At 70.6% G+C, this 15,253-nt stretch carries 15 protein-coding genes; 12 read left to right on the top strand and 3 right to left on the bottom strand.

The features are described from left to right. Window positions 1-179 precede the first annotated feature (179 nt). Window positions 180-1,346, bottom strand: coding sequence for an LLM class flavin-dependent oxidoreductase (locus AB0H93_RS09165; protein WP_358569863.1), 1,167 nt, complete (start codon window positions 1,344-1,346; stop codon window positions 180-182). 234 nt (window positions 1,347-1,580) lie between these two features. On the opposite strand from AB0H93_RS09165, the gene AB0H93_RS09160 reads away from it, so the two are divergent. From AB0H93_RS09160 to AB0H93_RS09135, 6 genes are all read left to right on the top strand, one after another. Continuing rightward, a complete protein-coding gene (locus tag AB0H93_RS09160) occupies window positions 1,581-2,954 on the top strand; it encodes a cytosine permease (protein ID WP_358569860.1) in 1,374 nt (457 codons plus the stop codon). Beyond that, window positions 2,951-3,361, top strand: coding sequence for a RidA family protein (locus tag AB0H93_RS09155; protein WP_358569857.1), 411 nt, complete (start codon window positions 2,951-2,953; stop codon window positions 3,359-3,361). The genes AB0H93_RS09160 and AB0H93_RS09155 overlap by 4 nt, the downstream gene beginning before the upstream one ends. Then, on the top strand, window positions 3,358-4,140 hold the full coding sequence (locus AB0H93_RS09150) for a creatininase family protein (protein WP_358569855.1): 783 nt from the start codon (window positions 3,358-3,360) through the stop codon (window positions 4,138-4,140). The genes AB0H93_RS09155 and AB0H93_RS09150 overlap by 4 nt, the downstream gene beginning before the upstream one ends. A gap of 10 nt (window positions 4,141-4,150) precedes the next feature. Beyond that, a complete protein-coding gene (locus tag AB0H93_RS09145) occupies window positions 4,151-4,753 on the top strand; it encodes an NADPH-dependent FMN reductase (protein WP_358569852.1) in 603 nt (200 codons plus the stop codon). A gap of 125 nt (window positions 4,754-4,878) precedes the next feature. Beyond that, window positions 4,879-5,619 carry a methyltransferase domain-containing protein gene (locus AB0H93_RS09140; RefSeq protein WP_358569849.1) on the top strand — a complete coding sequence of 247 codons (741 nt, stop codon included), beginning with the start codon at window positions 4,879-4,881 and terminating at the stop codon, window positions 5,617-5,619. Between the two features lie 57 nt (window positions 5,620-5,676). Beyond that, window positions 5,677-7,668, top strand: a complete 1,992-nt coding sequence (locus tag AB0H93_RS09135; RefSeq protein WP_358569846.1) for an APC family permease — start codon at window positions 5,677-5,679, stop codon at window positions 7,666-7,668. A gap of 29 nt (window positions 7,669-7,697) precedes the next feature. Here the strand turns inward: AB0H93_RS09135 and AB0H93_RS09130 are convergent, their stop codons facing one another. Next, complete coding sequence (locus AB0H93_RS09130) at window positions 7,698-8,642, bottom strand: LLM class flavin-dependent oxidoreductase (RefSeq protein ID WP_358570531.1); 945 nt, start codon at window positions 8,640-8,642, stop codon at window positions 7,698-7,700. A gap of 329 nt (window positions 8,643-8,971) precedes the next feature. Continuing rightward, window positions 8,972-9,154, bottom strand: a complete 183-nt coding sequence (locus AB0H93_RS09125) for a PspC domain-containing protein (RefSeq protein ID WP_358569843.1) — start codon at window positions 9,152-9,154, stop codon at window positions 8,972-8,974. 62 nt (window positions 9,155-9,216) lie between these two features. Here AB0H93_RS09125 and AB0H93_RS09120 point away from each other — a divergent pair, with 62 nt between their 5' ends. From AB0H93_RS09120 to AB0H93_RS09095, 6 genes are all read left to right on the top strand, one after another. After that, on the top strand, window positions 9,217-10,008 hold the full coding sequence (locus AB0H93_RS09120) for a hypothetical protein (RefSeq protein WP_358569841.1): 792 nt from the start codon (window positions 9,217-9,219) through the stop codon (window positions 10,006-10,008). Window positions 10,009-10,209: 201 nt separating this feature from the next. Beyond that, on the top strand, window positions 10,210-11,448 hold the full coding sequence (locus AB0H93_RS09115) for an MFS transporter (RefSeq protein WP_358569838.1): 1,239 nt from the start codon (window positions 10,210-10,212) through the stop codon (window positions 11,446-11,448). Window positions 11,449-11,454: 6 nt separating this feature from the next. Next, window positions 11,455-12,177, top strand: a complete 723-nt coding sequence (locus tag AB0H93_RS09110) for an SDR family oxidoreductase (RefSeq protein WP_358569835.1) — start codon at window positions 11,455-11,457, stop codon at window positions 12,175-12,177. A gap of 81 nt (window positions 12,178-12,258) precedes the next feature. Next, window positions 12,259-12,756: a 2,4'-dihydroxyacetophenone dioxygenase family protein gene (locus AB0H93_RS09105; protein ID WP_358569832.1), complete on the top strand. Its 498-nt coding sequence runs from the start codon at window positions 12,259-12,261 to the stop codon at window positions 12,754-12,756. A 90-nt stretch (window positions 12,757-12,846) separates the two neighbouring features. After that, window positions 12,847-14,271 (top strand): Nramp family divalent metal transporter, encoded by a 1,425-nt coding sequence (locus AB0H93_RS09100; protein WP_358569830.1) that lies wholly within the window; start codon window positions 12,847-12,849, stop codon window positions 14,269-14,271. A 37-nt stretch (window positions 14,272-14,308) separates the two neighbouring features. Continuing rightward, window positions 14,309-15,250: a LysR family transcriptional regulator gene (locus AB0H93_RS09095; RefSeq protein ID WP_358569827.1), complete on the top strand. Its 942-nt coding sequence runs from the start codon at window positions 14,309-14,311 to the stop codon at window positions 15,248-15,250. Window positions 15,251-15,253: the final 3 nt, after the last annotated feature.

Raw genomic sequence — 15,253 nt, 5'->3', positions numbered from 1 at the left:
GCGTGTCACGGCCCGACATGCCGGGGACTGTGGACAACCCCGGACGGCTGTGGACAACTTCCGCAATTTCAATGGAAATCGGACCTTCGATTTCCATTGAAATTGCGGACCTCCGGCGTGTCGGACCCCGACACGCCGGAGGGTGTGGACAACTTCCGCAGTTTCAATTGAAACTGCGGTCAGCGGAGGAGGGGGACGACCTGGTCCTGGAAGCGTTGCATCTGCTCCGCCGCCATCGCGTAGGTGTGGCCCGGGAAGTGGGGGAAGATCACCAGGTGTTCCAGGCCTAGGGAATCCTTGTGGAACTGGACGGTTTCCGCGACTTCCTCGGGAGTGCCGATCGCCCACATCTTCTGGTCCGTCGACTGCTCCAGCGTCGGCACCAGGCCGGGCTTGGCGGGCTTGCCGTCCTCGCCCCGGTAGCCGCGGCTCCAGCCGAACGGGGCCAGCAGGTTCCAGAACTCGTCGTGGCCCGCGCCGCCGATCCGCCACGCCGTCTCGTGGTCGTCGGCGATGTGCACCGGCAGCACCAGGATTCGCTTGGCGCCGCTGGAGAGATCGACGTCGTGGTGCTGCCGGTAGAGCTCCGCGTAGCGCTCCCACTGGTCGCGCACGAAGCCGTGGTACTGGTTCCACCAGACGCAGCCGTGGCCGACCTCGGCGGCGTAGCCGAGGGTGGGTGGGCTGGTCACGGCCTGCCAGATCTCCACCGGGTGCAGCGGGCCGGGCAGCAGCGTGAGGGTGTCCACCGCGCCGTCCGGGCCGTTGGTGTCCGGCGGCGGCAGCTCGAAGAACTTGCCCTTGTAGGAGAAGGTCTCGTTGGCCAGCGCGGTGCGCACGACCTCCATGTACTCGGCGAAGACCTCGCGGTTGTGCGCGTCGATGGCCTTGCTCTTCTCCTCGGATTCCAGGTAGCCCATGTCCGCCTGGTGCAGGCCGAGGCTGCGCAGCTCCCGGGGCACCGTGCCGCGCCCGACGCCGAGCACCGCGCGCCCGCCGGAGAGGTTGAGCAGCGTGCTGAAGTCCTCGGCCAGCCGCAGCGGATGCCACTGCGGGACGATGTTGAACATCGCGCCGACCTGGATGCGCTGGGTGCGGGCGACCAGGTTCGACTGCAGCATCAGGGAGTTGGGCACGATCTCGTAGCCCTCGTGCTGGAAGTGGTGTTCGGCCAGCCAGTAGCTGTCGTAGCCGAGATCTTCCGCGCGCACTCCCATGTCGATCAGGTGCTCGGTGGCCTCCCACACCTGCTGCCGGGTGGCGCGGCGCTGACCGGCCGGCAGCGGGTTCCCGGCCAGCACGTCGGGCATCTCCACGGAGCCGAAGAAGAACACGCCGTACCGCACGGGTACCTCCATCCTGCCCGGCTGTCCGGGCCGCTGACGAGCAAATGTAAGTAGTATCAACATTGCCTGCGGATCAGTTTCCTCCGGATTTCCGCTTCGTCAAGTCCCGTTTCGGCTCTTGACTCCGGAGCCGTCGCGGCTCACGATCCCCGGTGAATGTTCGCCACATCAACATCCGGCCTCATCCGCCGCCCGGCGAACACCAACCCATCGGTGCGTCCCCGGGAGGACCCCATGGTCGAAGACGCTGCCCAAGCCGCACCCGCCGTGGCCGGCCAACCGCCTCGAGGCGGGGTCGAGCACAAGGGCATCGAAGCGGTCCGCGACGACGAGCGGCACGGATCGCCGCTGTCCGCGTTCACCCTGTGGTTCGCGGGAAACCTGCAGTACTCGGCGCTCGTGGTGGGCGCCATCCCGACCGCGTTCCTCGGCCTGAGCTTCGCGCAGGCCGCGCTCGCGCTGGTCGTCGGCACGCTGATCGGCAGCCTGCTGCTGGGCGTGGCGGCCACCATGGGGCCGCAGGCCGGCGCCCCGCAGATGGTCCAGTCGCGCGGCCCGTTCGGCTACTTCGGCAACTTCGTGCCGGTGTTCCTGCTGTTCCTGACCGGATTCGGCTACTTCGCGGTGAACACCGTGCTCGGCGCCTACATCGTCCGGCAGCTGTTCGGGATCCCGTTCCTGTGGGCGCTGATCGCCGTCGCGGTGGTGGAGATCGTCATCGCCATCATCGGGCACGACTTCGTGCACCGCATCGAGCGGATGCTGCTCGGCGTGATGGCGGTGCTGTTCGTGCTCATCACCTGGTACGGCATCGCGCGCGGCGACGTCGGCGCGGTCGGCGATCCCGGCGAGAAGACGCTGACCGGGGCGCTGCTGATGACCGTGGCCGTCAGCTCCTCGCGTACCTTCGGCTGGGCGATCGGCGCATCCGACTACACGCGCTACCTGCCGCGCGACACCAGCCGGGCGCGGCTGGGCTGGTCGGCGTTCCTCGGCGCGGCGATCGCGGGCCTGTGGATGCACCTGCTCGGCGCGGCGATCGGCACCGTCATCTTCCCGAACAGCCCGACCGACCTGGTGACGCAGCTGATCCCGTCGGGCCTGGCGATCATCGCGCTGATCGCGCTGCTGGCGTCGACGATCGCGGGCAGCGTGCTGGACATCTACTCCGGCTCGCTGGCCCTGCTGATGGCCGACATCCCGTTGCGCCGCTGGGTTTCCGCGCTGCTCACCGGCGTGCTGGGCACCGCGCTGGGCTGGTGGGCCGGGCACGTCGAGGGCGAGGCCTTCGGCAACTTCCAGAACTTCCTGTTCGTGGTCGGCTACTGGATCGGCCCGTGGCTCGGCGTCACGCTGGTGGACTTCCTGGTGCACCGGCGCGACGGCGTCGAGGTGGCCACGTTCTACGACCGGTCGCGGCGGCTCGGGCCGGGGCTGGCGGCGTTCGCCATCGGCGTGGTCGCGTCCGTGCCGTTCATGAGCCAGAGCCTCTACACCGGCCCGCTGGCGGCCGCGTTCCCGCAGCTGGGAGACATCACGTACTGGGTCGGCGGGGTCGTCGCGGCCGTCGCGTACTACCTCATCAAACGAGTCCGGGAGTCGAAGTGAAACGTGGTTTGGGCCCACTGTCCTACGGGGACGCCGTGCAGCCGTGGGGAAGGGGCGCCGCGGCAGGCGGTTTCGTGTTCCTCAGCGGGATCGACGGGGCGACCGACGACACCGGCGCGCCGGTCGACGGCATCGCCGAGCAGACGCGGATCACGTTGGACAGGGTCCGGCAGTTGCTGGCGGACGCGGGCGCCGAGCTCGCGGACGTCGTGCAGCTGGACCAGTTCGTCGCCGATCCCGCCGAACGGGCTGAGTACATGAAAGCCCGCGACGAGTGGCTCGCGGAGCACGCGCCCGCGCTGCTCGACGAGCGTTCTTACGCCTCGCTGTTGATCTACCCGGCGCTGGCCACGCCGCAGATGCGGGTGGAGATCCGGGCCGTTGCCTACGCAGGGGAGAAGTCGTGATCACATCCCGCGAGTTCGCCGAACTGAGCGTCGCCGACGTCGCCGGTGCGTGCGGCGAGTCGTCGATCGCGGTGGTGCCGGTCGGCGCGATCGAGCAGCACGGGCCGCACCTGCCGCTGGTCACCGACGCGCTGGTCGCCGAGGCGGCGGCGCGGGCGGCCGTGGCCGAGCGGGGCGAGGAGCTCGACCTGTGGTTGTTGCCGACCCTGTCCTACGGCCGCAGCGTCGAGCACGTCTGGGCGGCGGGCACGCTTTCCCTGTCCACCACCACGTTCGCCGCGGTGCTCGACGACATCGGTCGGTCGGTGGCCGCGGCCGGCTTCCGGCGCATCGTGTTCGTCAACGGCCACGGCGGCAACATCTCGGAGATCCAGACCGCGCTGCGCGACATCCGGCACCGGCACGGGCTGCTGACCTTCGCCGCCAACACGTTCGTGCCGGTCGAGAAGGACGAGTCCTTCGCCGGGACCGAGCAGGGCCTCGGGATCCACGGCGGCGCGATGGAGACGTCGCTGATGCTGCACCTGCGGCCGGAGCTGGTGGACATGTCCGCCGCGAGGACGCGGGTGCCGAGCAGCATGAACGACAACCGCCACGTCCGGTTCGGCGGCAGCGTCGCCTTCGGCTGGCTCTCCGACGACTTCGGCCCGGACGGCTACCTCGGCGACCCGACGCGCGCGACGCCGGAGGCGGGCAAGCGCGGTTTCACGGCCCTCGTCGACGTGCTGGGCGACCAGCTGGCCGAGGTGTCCCGGTTCGACTTCGCCAACTACCAGTGAGGTGTTCGCCATGCAGGACAACGAGAAGCTCGTGCGCGACGGCTCCGCTCCGCTGATCGTCGGGCTGGGCGGCACGACTCGCGCCGGATCGAGCAGCGAGCGGGCGCTGCGGTTCGCGCTGGCCGCCGCGCGGGAGCACGGCGCGGAGACGCTCCTGTTCGGGGCCGACGAGATCAACCTGCCCATGTACCAACCGGATTCGGGCGATCGGACCTCGCGGGCGGCCGACCTGGTGACGGCGTTGCGCCGCGCGGACGGGGTGATCATCGCCTCGCCCGGCTACCACGGCGCGCTGTCCGGTCTGGTGAAGAACGCCCTCGACTACGTCGAGGACCTCCGGGGCGACGACCGGCCATACCTCGACGGCCGGGCGGTCGGCTGCATCTCGACGGCGGCGGGCTGGCAGGCCCCGGCGGCGACCCTGGGCCAGCTCCGCGCGATCGCCCACGCCCTCCGGGGCTGGCCGACGCCGCTGGGCGTGGCGATCAACTCCGCGCAGCCCTGCTTCGCGGAGGACGGCGACCCGACGTCGCCCTACGCCGACCAGCTGCGCACGATGGCCCACCAGGTCGTCGACTTCGCCTGCCGCCCCGCACTGCCCCTCGCCGGCTAGGCGAGCGCGGGTCCGGCCAGTCCCGTGAGCACTTCGTGCCGCTATAACGCTCCAAAGTGCTCACGGGTAGCCGGCGGTGCAAATTCGGTCGCCGTGCTCCGCTGGGCTCTGGCAGGCTGACGGACATGGTCGACCTGCAGTTCTCCGATCATCGGCTCGCGGCGCTCTACGACCTCTACTGCCCGACGGACGAACGTTCGGACTTCGGGTTCTACCTGCCCCTGGTGATGTCCGCGCGGTCCGTGCTGGACGTGGGGTGCGGGACGGGCACGCTGCTGGGCATCGCGCGGGACAACGGCCATCAGGGGCGGCTGTGCGGCCTGGACCCGGCCGCCGGGATGCTGGACGTGGCGCGGGCGCGCTCGGACATCGAGTGGGTTCTCGCCGATCTGGCCGGGGCACCGGCCTGGGACCAGGAGTTCGACCTGGTGGTGATGACCGGCCACGCGTTCCAGGTGCTGCTCGGCGACGACGAGCTGCGCGTCGCGCTCACGACGATCGCGGCGGCGCTCACCGACCGCGGCGTGTTCGCGTTCGAAACCCGGAACCCGCTCGCGCGGGAATGGGAGGACTGGCACCTGCGGTACTCGGGCGGCGTGGTGGATCCGGCGGGCGTCGCGGTGCACTGCGAGTGCGAGGTGCTGCTGGTGGCAGGCGACCTCGTCACCGCCACGCACACCTACACCGGCCAAGGGTGGGACCGGCCGCTGCAGAGCCGGAGCACGCTGCGATTCCTCGGTCCGGAGGCGTTGGCGGCGTTCCTCGCCGACGCGGGCCTGGCGGTGGCCGAGCAGTTCGGGGACTGGGACCGCAGCCCGTTGCGCGACGACAGCCCGGAGATCATCACCGTCGCACGCCGCTGCTGACGAAACCGAGCTGGAGCGCGAAGCGCGGTCGGCGGCGGGCGCGCCTAGCCTGGTGGGGTGGCTTCGGCGTTGCATGTGCTGAAGCGGCTGGTGCTGGGGCGTCCGGTGCGCAGCGACCGGCTGCGGGAGACGCTGCTGCCGAAACGGCTCGCGCTGCCGATCTTCGCCAGCGACCCGCTCTCGTCGGTCACCTATGCGACGCAGGAGATCCTGCTGATCCTGTCGCTCGGCGGCTTGGCGCTGCTGCACCTGACGCCGTGGGTGGCGCTGGCCGTCGTGGTGCTGCTGGCCGTCGTCGTCGCCTCGTACTGGCAGGTCGTGCACGCCTATCCCAGCGGCGGCGGGTCCTACGAGGTCGTGGCCCGCAACCTCGGCCGCGATCCGAGCCTGGTGGTGGCCGCCGCGCTGGTGGTCGACTACGTGATGACCGTGGCGGTGTCGGTCGCCGCCGGGGTGGACAACCTGGTGTCGGCGGTGCCTGCGCTGTACCCGCAGCGGGTGTGGATCGCCGTCGTCGCCGTCGTGCTGCTGATCGCGGTGAACCTGCGCGGAATCCGCGAGTCCGGCCGGGCGTTCGCGATGCCCACCTACCTGTTCGTCGCGGCGATCGGCCTGACCGTCGCAGTCGGTCTCGGGCAGGCCGCGGCGGGGCACCCGCCGGTCGCGGAGAGCGCCGGTTGGGGCATCCGGCCGGAGCAGGTCGACGTCACCGGACTGGCGCTGATCTTCCTGCTGCTGCGGGCCTTCTCCTCGGGATGCACGGCGCTGACCGGCGTGGAGGCGATCTCCAACGGGGTGCCCGCGTTCCGGCCGCCGAAGGACGTCAACGCCGGCCGCACCATGATCATCATGGGCGCCTTGGCGATCGGCCTGTTCAGCGGCGTGACCGCGCTGGCGATGATCTCCGGCGTGCGGGTCGCGAACCACCCGTGCGACCTCATCGGCTTCCCCGCGGACTGCAACAGCACGGGGCAGCGCACCGTCATCGCGCAGATCGCGGGCGCCGTGTTCGGGGTGAACAGCGTGCTGTTCTTCGTCGTGCAGGCCGGTGCGACGCTGATCCTGCTGCTCGCCGCGAACACCGCCTTCAACGGCTTCCCGATGCTCGGCTCGCTGCTCGCGCAGCGCCGGTACCTGCCGCGCCAGCTGCACACCCGCGGCGACCGGCTGGCGCACTCGAACGGCATCGTGGTGCTCGGGTTGGTCGCCATCGCGCTCATCGCGGCGTTCGAGGGCTCCGTGACCGGGCTGATCCAGCTCTACATCATCGGGGTGTTCACGTCGTTCACGCTGAGCCAGGTCGGCATGGTGAAGCACTGGAACCACCTGCTCGCCACCGGCGACGCCGCGCACCGGGCGCGGTACCACCGGTCCCGCCTGGTCAACGCGGTCGGCGCGGTGCTGACCGCGACGGTGCTGGTGGTCGTGCTCTTCACGAAGTTCACCCACGGTGCCTACCTCGTGGTGATCGCGATCCCGCTGCTGTACCTCATGATGCGGGCGATCCACCGGCACTACGGCGACGTGCGGCGGGAGCTCGAACCGGAGGTCGACGGCATGACCTTGCCCAGCAGGGTGCACGCGGTGGTGCTGGTGTCCACATTGCACAAGCCGACGCTGCGTGCGCTGGCGTTCGCCCGCGCCAACCGGCCGGACACGCTGACCGCGCTCACCGTCAACGTCGACGAAGCGGACACGCAGCTGCTGCGCAGCGGGTGGGATCGGCACGGCATCGGTGTGCCGCTGAAGGTGGTGGAGTCGCCCTACCGCGAGATCACCCGGCCGGTCATCGACTACATCAAGCGGATCCGCCGGGAGGGGCCGCGCGACCTGGTGTGCGTGTACATCCCGGAGTACGTCGTCGGCCACTGGTGGGAGAACCTGCTGCACAACCAGAGCTCGCTGCGGCTGAGCTGGCGGCTGCGGTTCGAGCCGGGAGTGATGGTGGTCAGCGTGCCGTGGCAGCTCGACTCCAGCCACCGCCGGGACGTCGACCGCATCCACCACGTCCCCGGCCACACCCGCCGCGGCATCACCCCACCCACCTGAGCGCAGGCGCGAAATCGCCCCGTCCGGCGTCAGATGAGGGCGGCGAGGCGGCGGTAGGAGTCGAGGCGGTCGGCGGGGTCGTAGGCCGTGGTGGTCACCAGGAGCTCGTCGGCCCCCGTGCGGGCGGTCAGCTCCTTCAGCTCGACCGCGACCTCGTCCGCGGTGCCGAAGACGTGGCCCCGCAGCGCGCGCTCGAACTGGGTGCGCTCGCGCTCGGACATCTCGCGCGCCAGCACCTGCTCCGGCGGTTCCAGCGACGGGAACTCGCCGCGGATGCGGGATTCGGCGGTCGCCCACGCCTCGGGCACGAGCAGCCGTCGGGCCTGCTCCGCGGTGTCGGCGACCGCGACGGACCGGGCGAGGACCACGTACGGCCGCGCCGCCCAGGCCGACGGGCGGAAGCGCTCGCGGTAGGCGTCGATGGTGTCGGTCATCCGGTCGTCGCCGTGGACCGCGGCGATCACCAGCGGCAGCCCGAACTCGGCGGCGGTGTCGGCTCCCGACCCGGTGGCCAGCAGGAACACCGGCATCGACAGCTCCTCGGCCGCGACCGCGTGCACCCCGGGGAACCTGCCCGGCTGCCCGGACAGGTAGCCCAGCAGTTCGACGAGCTGCTCGCCGAACCGGTCGGCCGCGTCCTTGTCGCGTCCCAGCGCGCGCCGGATGCCGCTGGTGAAGCCCACCGAGCGCCCCAGCCCGACATCGACGCGGTCCGGGAACAGCGAGCCGAGCACGCCGAACTGCTCGGCCACCACCAGCGGCTGGTGGTTGGGCAGCATGACGCCGCCGGTGCCGACCCGGATGCGGGTGGTCGCGGCGGCGATGGCGGCGGCGAGCACGGTCGGCGCGGCGCCGGCGACGCCGGGCACGCTGTGGTGCTCGGCCACCCAGAACCGGTGGTAACCGAGGGCCTCGGCCTGCTGGGCGAAGCGAACCGTCTCCTGCAGGGCATGCTGCGGACTCCGCCCCTGCATGGTGTGCGAGCGGTCCAGCACGGAAAGGCGCAAAGTCACACCCGTGCAAACCGCCCGGCGTGCCGCAAGATTCCGGCTCCGGATGAGGCGGAGCCCACGCCGCGATTCCGCGATGCGAAACCCCATCAGCCGGGAGCTCCGCGACATGCCACGGCTTGCGGAGCGGCGTTCCCGCAGGCATGGGGCCGTGAGCGGTTTGTGCTGCTGTAGCGAGAGGGCGACCGCAATTCCCGCAAGGGGGCCGCTAGCCGCACCGCCACGCAGAGCGGGTTTGGAAACAGGCTCTATGGCACCCCAAACCGCTCACGGGTCCTGACCAGCGGAGACCGTCACTCCGCCCGGGGCATCAGCAACCACAGGCCCAGGTAGATCAGGAACTGCGGGCCGGGCAGGACGCAGGAGAGCACGAACACCAGCCGCACCAGGCCGACGCGCCAGCCGAAGCGGTTCGCGATCCCGGCGCACACCCCGGCGATCAGCGCCCCCTCGCGAGGACGTTCCAAAACCGTCATGCGCCCAGCCTGCGGCGTCCGGCCGCATCGCGCACGCCGCGCCGACGTGGCACGTTGATCCCGTGGAGTTGGAGGAACTCGCCCGCGAGCTGTACGCGGCGGATCCGGCCGAGTTCATCCCGGCCCGCGACCGCCACGCGGCAGCGGCGGTCGAACGCGGCGACCGGGATCTCGCCGCGCAGCTCAAGAAGCTGCGCAAGCCCACCGCCGCGGCCTGGGCGGTGAACCTGCTCGCCAGCCGGGATCCCCGCAGCGTCACCGAGCTCCTGGAACTGGGCGAGAAGCTGCGAGCGGCGCAGCGCGAACTGCGCGGCGACGACCTGCGAGCCCTCGCAGCAGACCGCACCCGCGTCCTGCGCGAGATCACCGGCAGGGCCGCGGAACTCGCCGAACAGCACGGCCACCGGCTCGCCGAACCGACCCGGCAACAAGTCGAGCAGACCCTCACCGCGGCGCTGTCCGATCCCGAAGCAGGCCGCGCGGTCCGAACCGGAACCCTCATCAAACCCCTGGAATACAGCGGGTTCGGCCTCGACGAACTCGCCGTCGCCGCCATCCGCCGCACCGCCGCGCGCCCCAAACCCCAACGGGAACTTCGCGAGCTCCGCGAGCAGTTGCGGCACACCGATGAGCACCTGGGCGAAGCCACCGGCGCGGAGGAGCGCGCCGAGACCGCGGAGCGCGAAGCCGAGCAGCGCTGCGAGGAGCTGCGCGAGGCGCTGCAGCAGGCGGAAAGCGAGCTCCGCGAGCACCGCCGCAACGCGAAGACGGCGCGTCAGCGCCGCGAGCGCGCGCAGCACGACCGCGACGCGGCAGCGGAGCGGCTGCGCCGCGCCGAGGCGCGGGAGCGCTGAGCCCGCGGTATCCGCGTAGCGGATGGCGGGTATTTGAAAAGTGCGCTTCTCCCGGATGGGACGCCTGCTTAGGGTCTAGCCCCAGGAGCCGACGGACGATCCCGGAACGGCTCCGGTCTTTCGCGCACGTTGGCTCCAACTCCGACGAAGTCGTCGAGTCTCGGGGGAACCGGAATGAGTCCACCGCGGAGCATCCGCCGGATGCGCTTCGTACTGCTCGTCATGCTGCTGCTCATCGGCATCGTCAACTACGTCGACCGCAGCACGCTCGCCATCGCCACCCACAGCGTCCAGGACGAGTTCGGCATCGGCCCCACCGAAATGGGCTTGCTGCTCTCGGTCTTCTCGTGGGCTTACGCGTTCGCCCAGCTGCCCGCCGGTGGCCTGCTCGACCGGTTCGGGCCGCGCAAGGTGCTCGGCGGCGGGCTGCTGCTGTGGTCGATCGCCCAGGCGTTCTGCGGGATCGCCGCCAACTTCAAGCAGATGCTGTTCGGCCGGTTGTTCCTCGGGCTGGGCGAGGCGCCCGCCTTCCCCGGCGGCGCCAAGGTGGTTTCCGACTGGTTCCCGCGCGAATCGCGGGGCACGCCGATCGGGCTGTTCAACACCGCCTCCACGCTCGCCCCGGCGATCGCTCCGCCGCTGCTGACCTGGCTGATGCTCAGCTACGGCTGGCGCGCCATGTTCGTCGTCGCCGGGCTGGCGGGCATCGTGCTCGCGCTGGTGTGGTTCGTCGTCTACCGGGACCGCAAGCAGCTCTCCGGCGAGCCGCAGCCCGCCGCGGAGCCGGTGTCGGTGCGGGAGTGGCTCGGGCTGCTGCGGCATCGCACCACGTGGGGCATGATCCTCGGGTTCTCCGGGGTGATCTACTCGATCTACCTGTACCTGACCTGGCTGCCCGCCTACCTGGAGAGCGAGCGCGGCCTGAGCGTGGCCGACACCGGGATCGCGCTGATCGTGCCCTACCTCGCCGGCACGCTCGGCATGCTCGCCGGCGGCGGCGTCGGCGATCTCCTGGTGCGGCGCGGGGTTCCCACCATGCTCGCGCGGAAGGTGCCGATCTGCGGCGGGTTGCTGATCGGCGGCCTGTGCACCATTCCCGTCGCGCTCACCCCGAGCACCGCGCTGGCGCTGGTGTCCATCTCCGCGTCCCAGTTCTTCATGAACTCCGCGAGCGCCGGTGCCTGGTCGCTGGCGACCACGGTGGGCAGCGAGCGCATCACCGCGTCGCTGGGCAGCCTGCAGAACTTCGGCGGCTACTTCGGCGGGGCGTTCGCGCCGCTGATCACCGGCATCATCGTGGACGAGACCGGTTCGTTCGTGCTCGCCCTGCTGGCCGCCAGCGGCATCGCGATCGCCGCCGCGCTCAGCTACGCGTTCCTGGTCCGCAAGCCCGTCGGGATCCCGGAATCCGCCATGGCAACGCAATCCGGAAGGGACTGATCGCCGTTGTCCACCCTGCGAGCCGATGCATTCGCCGGGAAGTCGGTGCTCGTCGTCGGCGGCACCAGCGGCATCGGCGCGGCGGTCGCCAACGCTTTCGCCCGCCACGACGCCGAGGTCCGCGTCACCGGAGTGGGCGAGCCATCGCCGGAACTGGACACGACCATCGACGCGTTCGATTCCGACGTGACCAGCCCGGGCGGCATCAAGACCATTGTGGACGATCTGGTCCGGCTGGACGTGCTGGTGAACTGCGCGGGAATCATCCGCCGTGGCGCGGAATTGGAGCCGGAGGCGTTCGCGCGGGTCGTCGACGTCAACCTCACCGGCACCATGCGGGCCTGCGCGGCGGCCCGCGCGCTGCTCGCCAGCTCCGGCGGCTGCATCGTCAACACCGCTTCCATGCTCAGCTTCTTCGGCGGCGCGCAGGTGCCCGGCTACTCGGCCAGCAAGGGCGGCGTGGTGCAGCTGACCAAATCGCTGGCGGCAGGCTACGCGGCCGACCGCATCCGGGTCAATGCGGTGGCGCCGGGCTGGATCCGCACCGCGCTGACGGGAGAACTGCAATCCGATCCCGAAGCCGATGCGCGCATCCTCGCCCGGACCCCGCTGGGCCGCTGGGGAACCCCGCAGGACGTGGCGCGCGCGGTCCTCTTCCTCGCCTCCGCGGAGGCGGAATTCATCACCGGGACGGTCCTCCCGGTCGACGGCGGCTACCTGGCCGTCTGAAAGCTCTCGTCGAACTCGTCTTGCGTGGCGCGCGGCTGCGTCGCTCGAGCAAGAACCCGAAACCAGTTGGGAGTGAGCGAAATGCCGTCCGAGTTCCAGGTGCTGCCGTCGCCGGCGATCCCGCCCGAGGTGGCGATCGCGGCGGTGCCCGAGGACGACCGGGTGTGGGTGCCGCAGGCGCCGGACGTCTGGTTCCGGCCGCTGATGTTCAACACCGTCGTCGGCCAGTGGTGCAACCTGTTGTGGGTGACCAAGTCCGGCATCGTGTCCCGGCACCGCCACCCCGGTGCGGTGCACGGCTACGTGATCAAGGGCAAGTGGCACTACCACGAACACCCGTGGACGGCCGAGACCGGGCACTACGTGTACGAACCGCCCGGTGAGATCCACACCCTCGCGGTGCCCGCCGATTGCGACGAAATGGTCACGTTCTTCAACATCACCGGTGCGATGATCTACCTTGACGAGGCCGGTCACCAGGTGGGCTACGAAGACGTGTTCACCAAGATCGAAATGTGCCGCGAGCACTACGAGAAGGTCGGACTCGGCGGCGATTTCGTCGACCAGTTCGTGCGTTGACCCGCCGCCGGGCCGACCGGTGGCGGCGGCCCGGCGCCTCGGTGATCGGCAGCTGTGCTGAACCGGCGAGCCACGAACGAAGGTGTCCAGATGGCCGACGCGAGCATCCCCGATCCAGCCGGAGCCTTTCCCGACAAGCACATCCCGCGCCCCCAGGTCCGCGATCTCCCCGAGCCGCCCGGCAAGCAGTGGCGCCTCATCGGCCCGGGCATCGTCGCCGCCGGGGTCGGCCTGGCCAGCGGCGAGTTCATCCTCTTCCCGTACATCACCTCGCAGGTCGGCCTGACGTTCGTCTGGGCGGCCGTGCTGGGCCTGGTGACGCAGTACTTCCTGAACATGGAGATCGAGCGCTACACCCTGGCCACCGGGGAGACCGCGGTCACCGGCTTCAGCCGGTTGTGGAAGCACTGGGGCCTGGTGTTCGCGATCTTGGCCTACTTCGCGAACCTCTGGCCGGCGTGGGCGACGAGCTCGGCGACCCTGGTCAGCTACGTCGTCGGCGGCAACGTCGCGGTGATCTCCGTGGTGATCCTCGTGATCGTGGCGCTGATCCTGACCCTGGCGCCGGCCGTCTACACCGCACTGGAACGCGCGCAGATGCTCAAGGTCGCCGCGATCCTGCTGCTCATCGTGATCGGCTCGCTGTTCGTCATCGGCGCCAACACCTGGGCGGCGCTGCCCAGCGTGGTCACGCAGCCGCGATTCCCCGCCGCGGAACTGGGTTTCGCCGTGCTGATGGGCGCCCTCGCCTTCGCGGGCGCGGGCGGCGGGCAGAACCTGGTGCAGAGCAACTGGATCCGGGACAAGGGGTTCGGGATGGGCCGCTACGTCCCGAAGATCGTCTCGCCGCTGACCGGCGAGGCGGAGGCGCGCGGCCAGGCCGGGTTCATCTTCCCGGCCACCGAGGAGAACCTGGCCCGCTGGCGGGTGTGGTGGCGGTTCGCCAACAAGGAGCAGCTGCTCACCTTCGTCGCCATCACCTTCCTGTCCATCATGTTCATGTCGTTGCTGGCCTACGCCACCGTCTTCGGCGGCGACGTGTCCAACGACGTGTCGTTCCTGCGCGCCGAGGGCGAGCAGATGATGGCCACGGCCGGCGGCTGGTTCGGCTACTTCTTCTGGATCGTGGGTGCCTTCTCGCTGTTCGCGGCGGCGCTGGGCATCGTCGACTACACCAGCAGGCTGGCCGCCGACGTGCTGAAGACGACGTACTTCCCGAACGCCTCCGAGAGCAAGATCTACGCCGGGCTGGTGTGGGGCCTGGTGCTGATCGGCGCGCTGGTCGTGGCGGCGGGCCTGGGCCAGCCGCTGCTGCTCGCCACCATCGCGGCCTGCGTCGGCGGGGTCATGATGTTCGTCTACTCAGGACTGCTGATCGCCATCAACCGCAAGATGCTGCCCGCCGCGATCCGCGTCCGCGGCTACCGGCTGGCCGCGCTGATCTGGTCCATCCTGCTGTTCGGCGTGCTCGCGGTGCTGACCGTGAACCAGCAGCTGGACAAGTTGTTCGGCTGAGCAGCATGAACGCACGACGGGACGCGAGGTGGTGGCGGTGAAGCCCGGCGAAGCCTACCGCTACCGCCTCGACTGGTTCGTCAGCTTCGTGTCCGTAGTGGAGCACGGCGGGTTCTCCGCCGCGGCGCAGGCGCTGTTCCGGTCGCAGTCCCGGATCAGCACGCACGTCTCGGAGTTGGAGCGGGCGTTGGGCGTGCAGCTCTTCGACCGCTCGCACCACCCCGTGGCGCTGACCGCCGAGGGCCGCGCGCTGCTCCCGCACGCGCGAGGCATCCTGCAGCACCTGCGGGCCGCCAGCGAGGAGGCCGGGCGCGCCGCCCACCGGGTGCGCGGCCGCGTCCGGCTCGGCGCCTATCCCAGCGCGGCGGCGCATCTGTTCCCGTTCCTCTTCGAGCGCAGCGCGGCGCAGTTCCCGGGCATCGAGCTGGAGCCGTGGGAGGGCGCGACGCTGGAGCTGGAGGCCGCGCTGATCGCCGGCGACATCGACCTGGCGGTCCGGCCGGTGCTGCCGGTGGCGGCCGGCGACGCGCTGACCTTCCAGCCGCTGTGGCGGGAGCCGCTGGTGGCGGTGATGGCCGCCGGCGAGGACCGGCCCGCCGGGAAGCTGCGACTGGCGGACCTGGCGGCGAGGCCGCTGATCACGATCGGCGAGAACACCGACCGCGAGAACGGCCACTTCGAGTCGAGCCTGGCGTTCGAGCAGGCGGGCCTGGTGCCCGACGTCGTCTTCCGCACGAACCAGCCCCAGACCCTGATCGCCCTGGTGCGGCGGGGGATCGCGGTGGGCGTGACGAACGCGCTGGCGATGGTCATGGCGAACACCTCGGGAGTCCGCCTGATCCCGATCAGCGACGTGCCGCAGGGGCGGGAGGTGGCCCTGTGGTGGCGGAAGGACGCAACCCCGACGGAAGCCCGCGAAGCGATCCGGGCCCTGGTGGCGGAGGCGCCGCGCCCGGACTTCACCCACCTCGACGCCTGACGG

The sequence above is a fragment of the Saccharopolyspora sp. NPDC050642 genome, from assembly GCF_040654735.1.
GTDB lineage: Bacteria > Actinomycetota > Actinomycetes > Mycobacteriales > Pseudonocardiaceae > Saccharopolyspora > Saccharopolyspora elongata.
The sequence above is the reverse complement of the archived record's forward strand: the minus strand, read 5'-3'. Positions and strand labels throughout refer to the sequence as shown.

Coding starts and splice junctions, on each gene's coding strand:
- AB0H93_RS09105 (WP_358569832.1), top strand. CDS start 12,259: ATGCCGTCCGAGTTCCAGGTGCTGCCGTCGCCGGCGATCCCGCCCGAG.
- AB0H93_RS09160 (WP_358569860.1), top strand. CDS start 1,581: ATGGTCGAAGACGCTGCCCAAGCCGCACCCGCCGTGGCCGGCCAACCG.
- AB0H93_RS09140 (WP_358569849.1), top strand. CDS start 4,879: ATGGTCGACCTGCAGTTCTCCGATCATCGGCTCGCGGCGCTCTACGAC.
- AB0H93_RS09130 (WP_358570531.1), bottom strand. CDS start 8,642: ATGCAGGGGCGGAGTCCGCAGCATGCCCTGCAGGAGACGGTTCGCTTC.
- AB0H93_RS09100 (WP_358569830.1), top strand. CDS start 12,847: ATGGCCGACGCGAGCATCCCCGATCCAGCCGGAGCCTTTCCCGACAAG.
- AB0H93_RS09115 (WP_358569838.1), top strand. CDS start 10,210: ATGCGCTTCGTACTGCTCGTCATGCTGCTGCTCATCGGCATCGTCAAC.
- AB0H93_RS09125 (WP_358569843.1), bottom strand. CDS start 9,154: ATGACGGTTTTGGAACGTCCTCGCGAGGGGGCGCTGATCGCCGGGGTG.
- AB0H93_RS09145 (WP_358569852.1), top strand. CDS start 4,151: ATGCAGGACAACGAGAAGCTCGTGCGCGACGGCTCCGCTCCGCTGATC.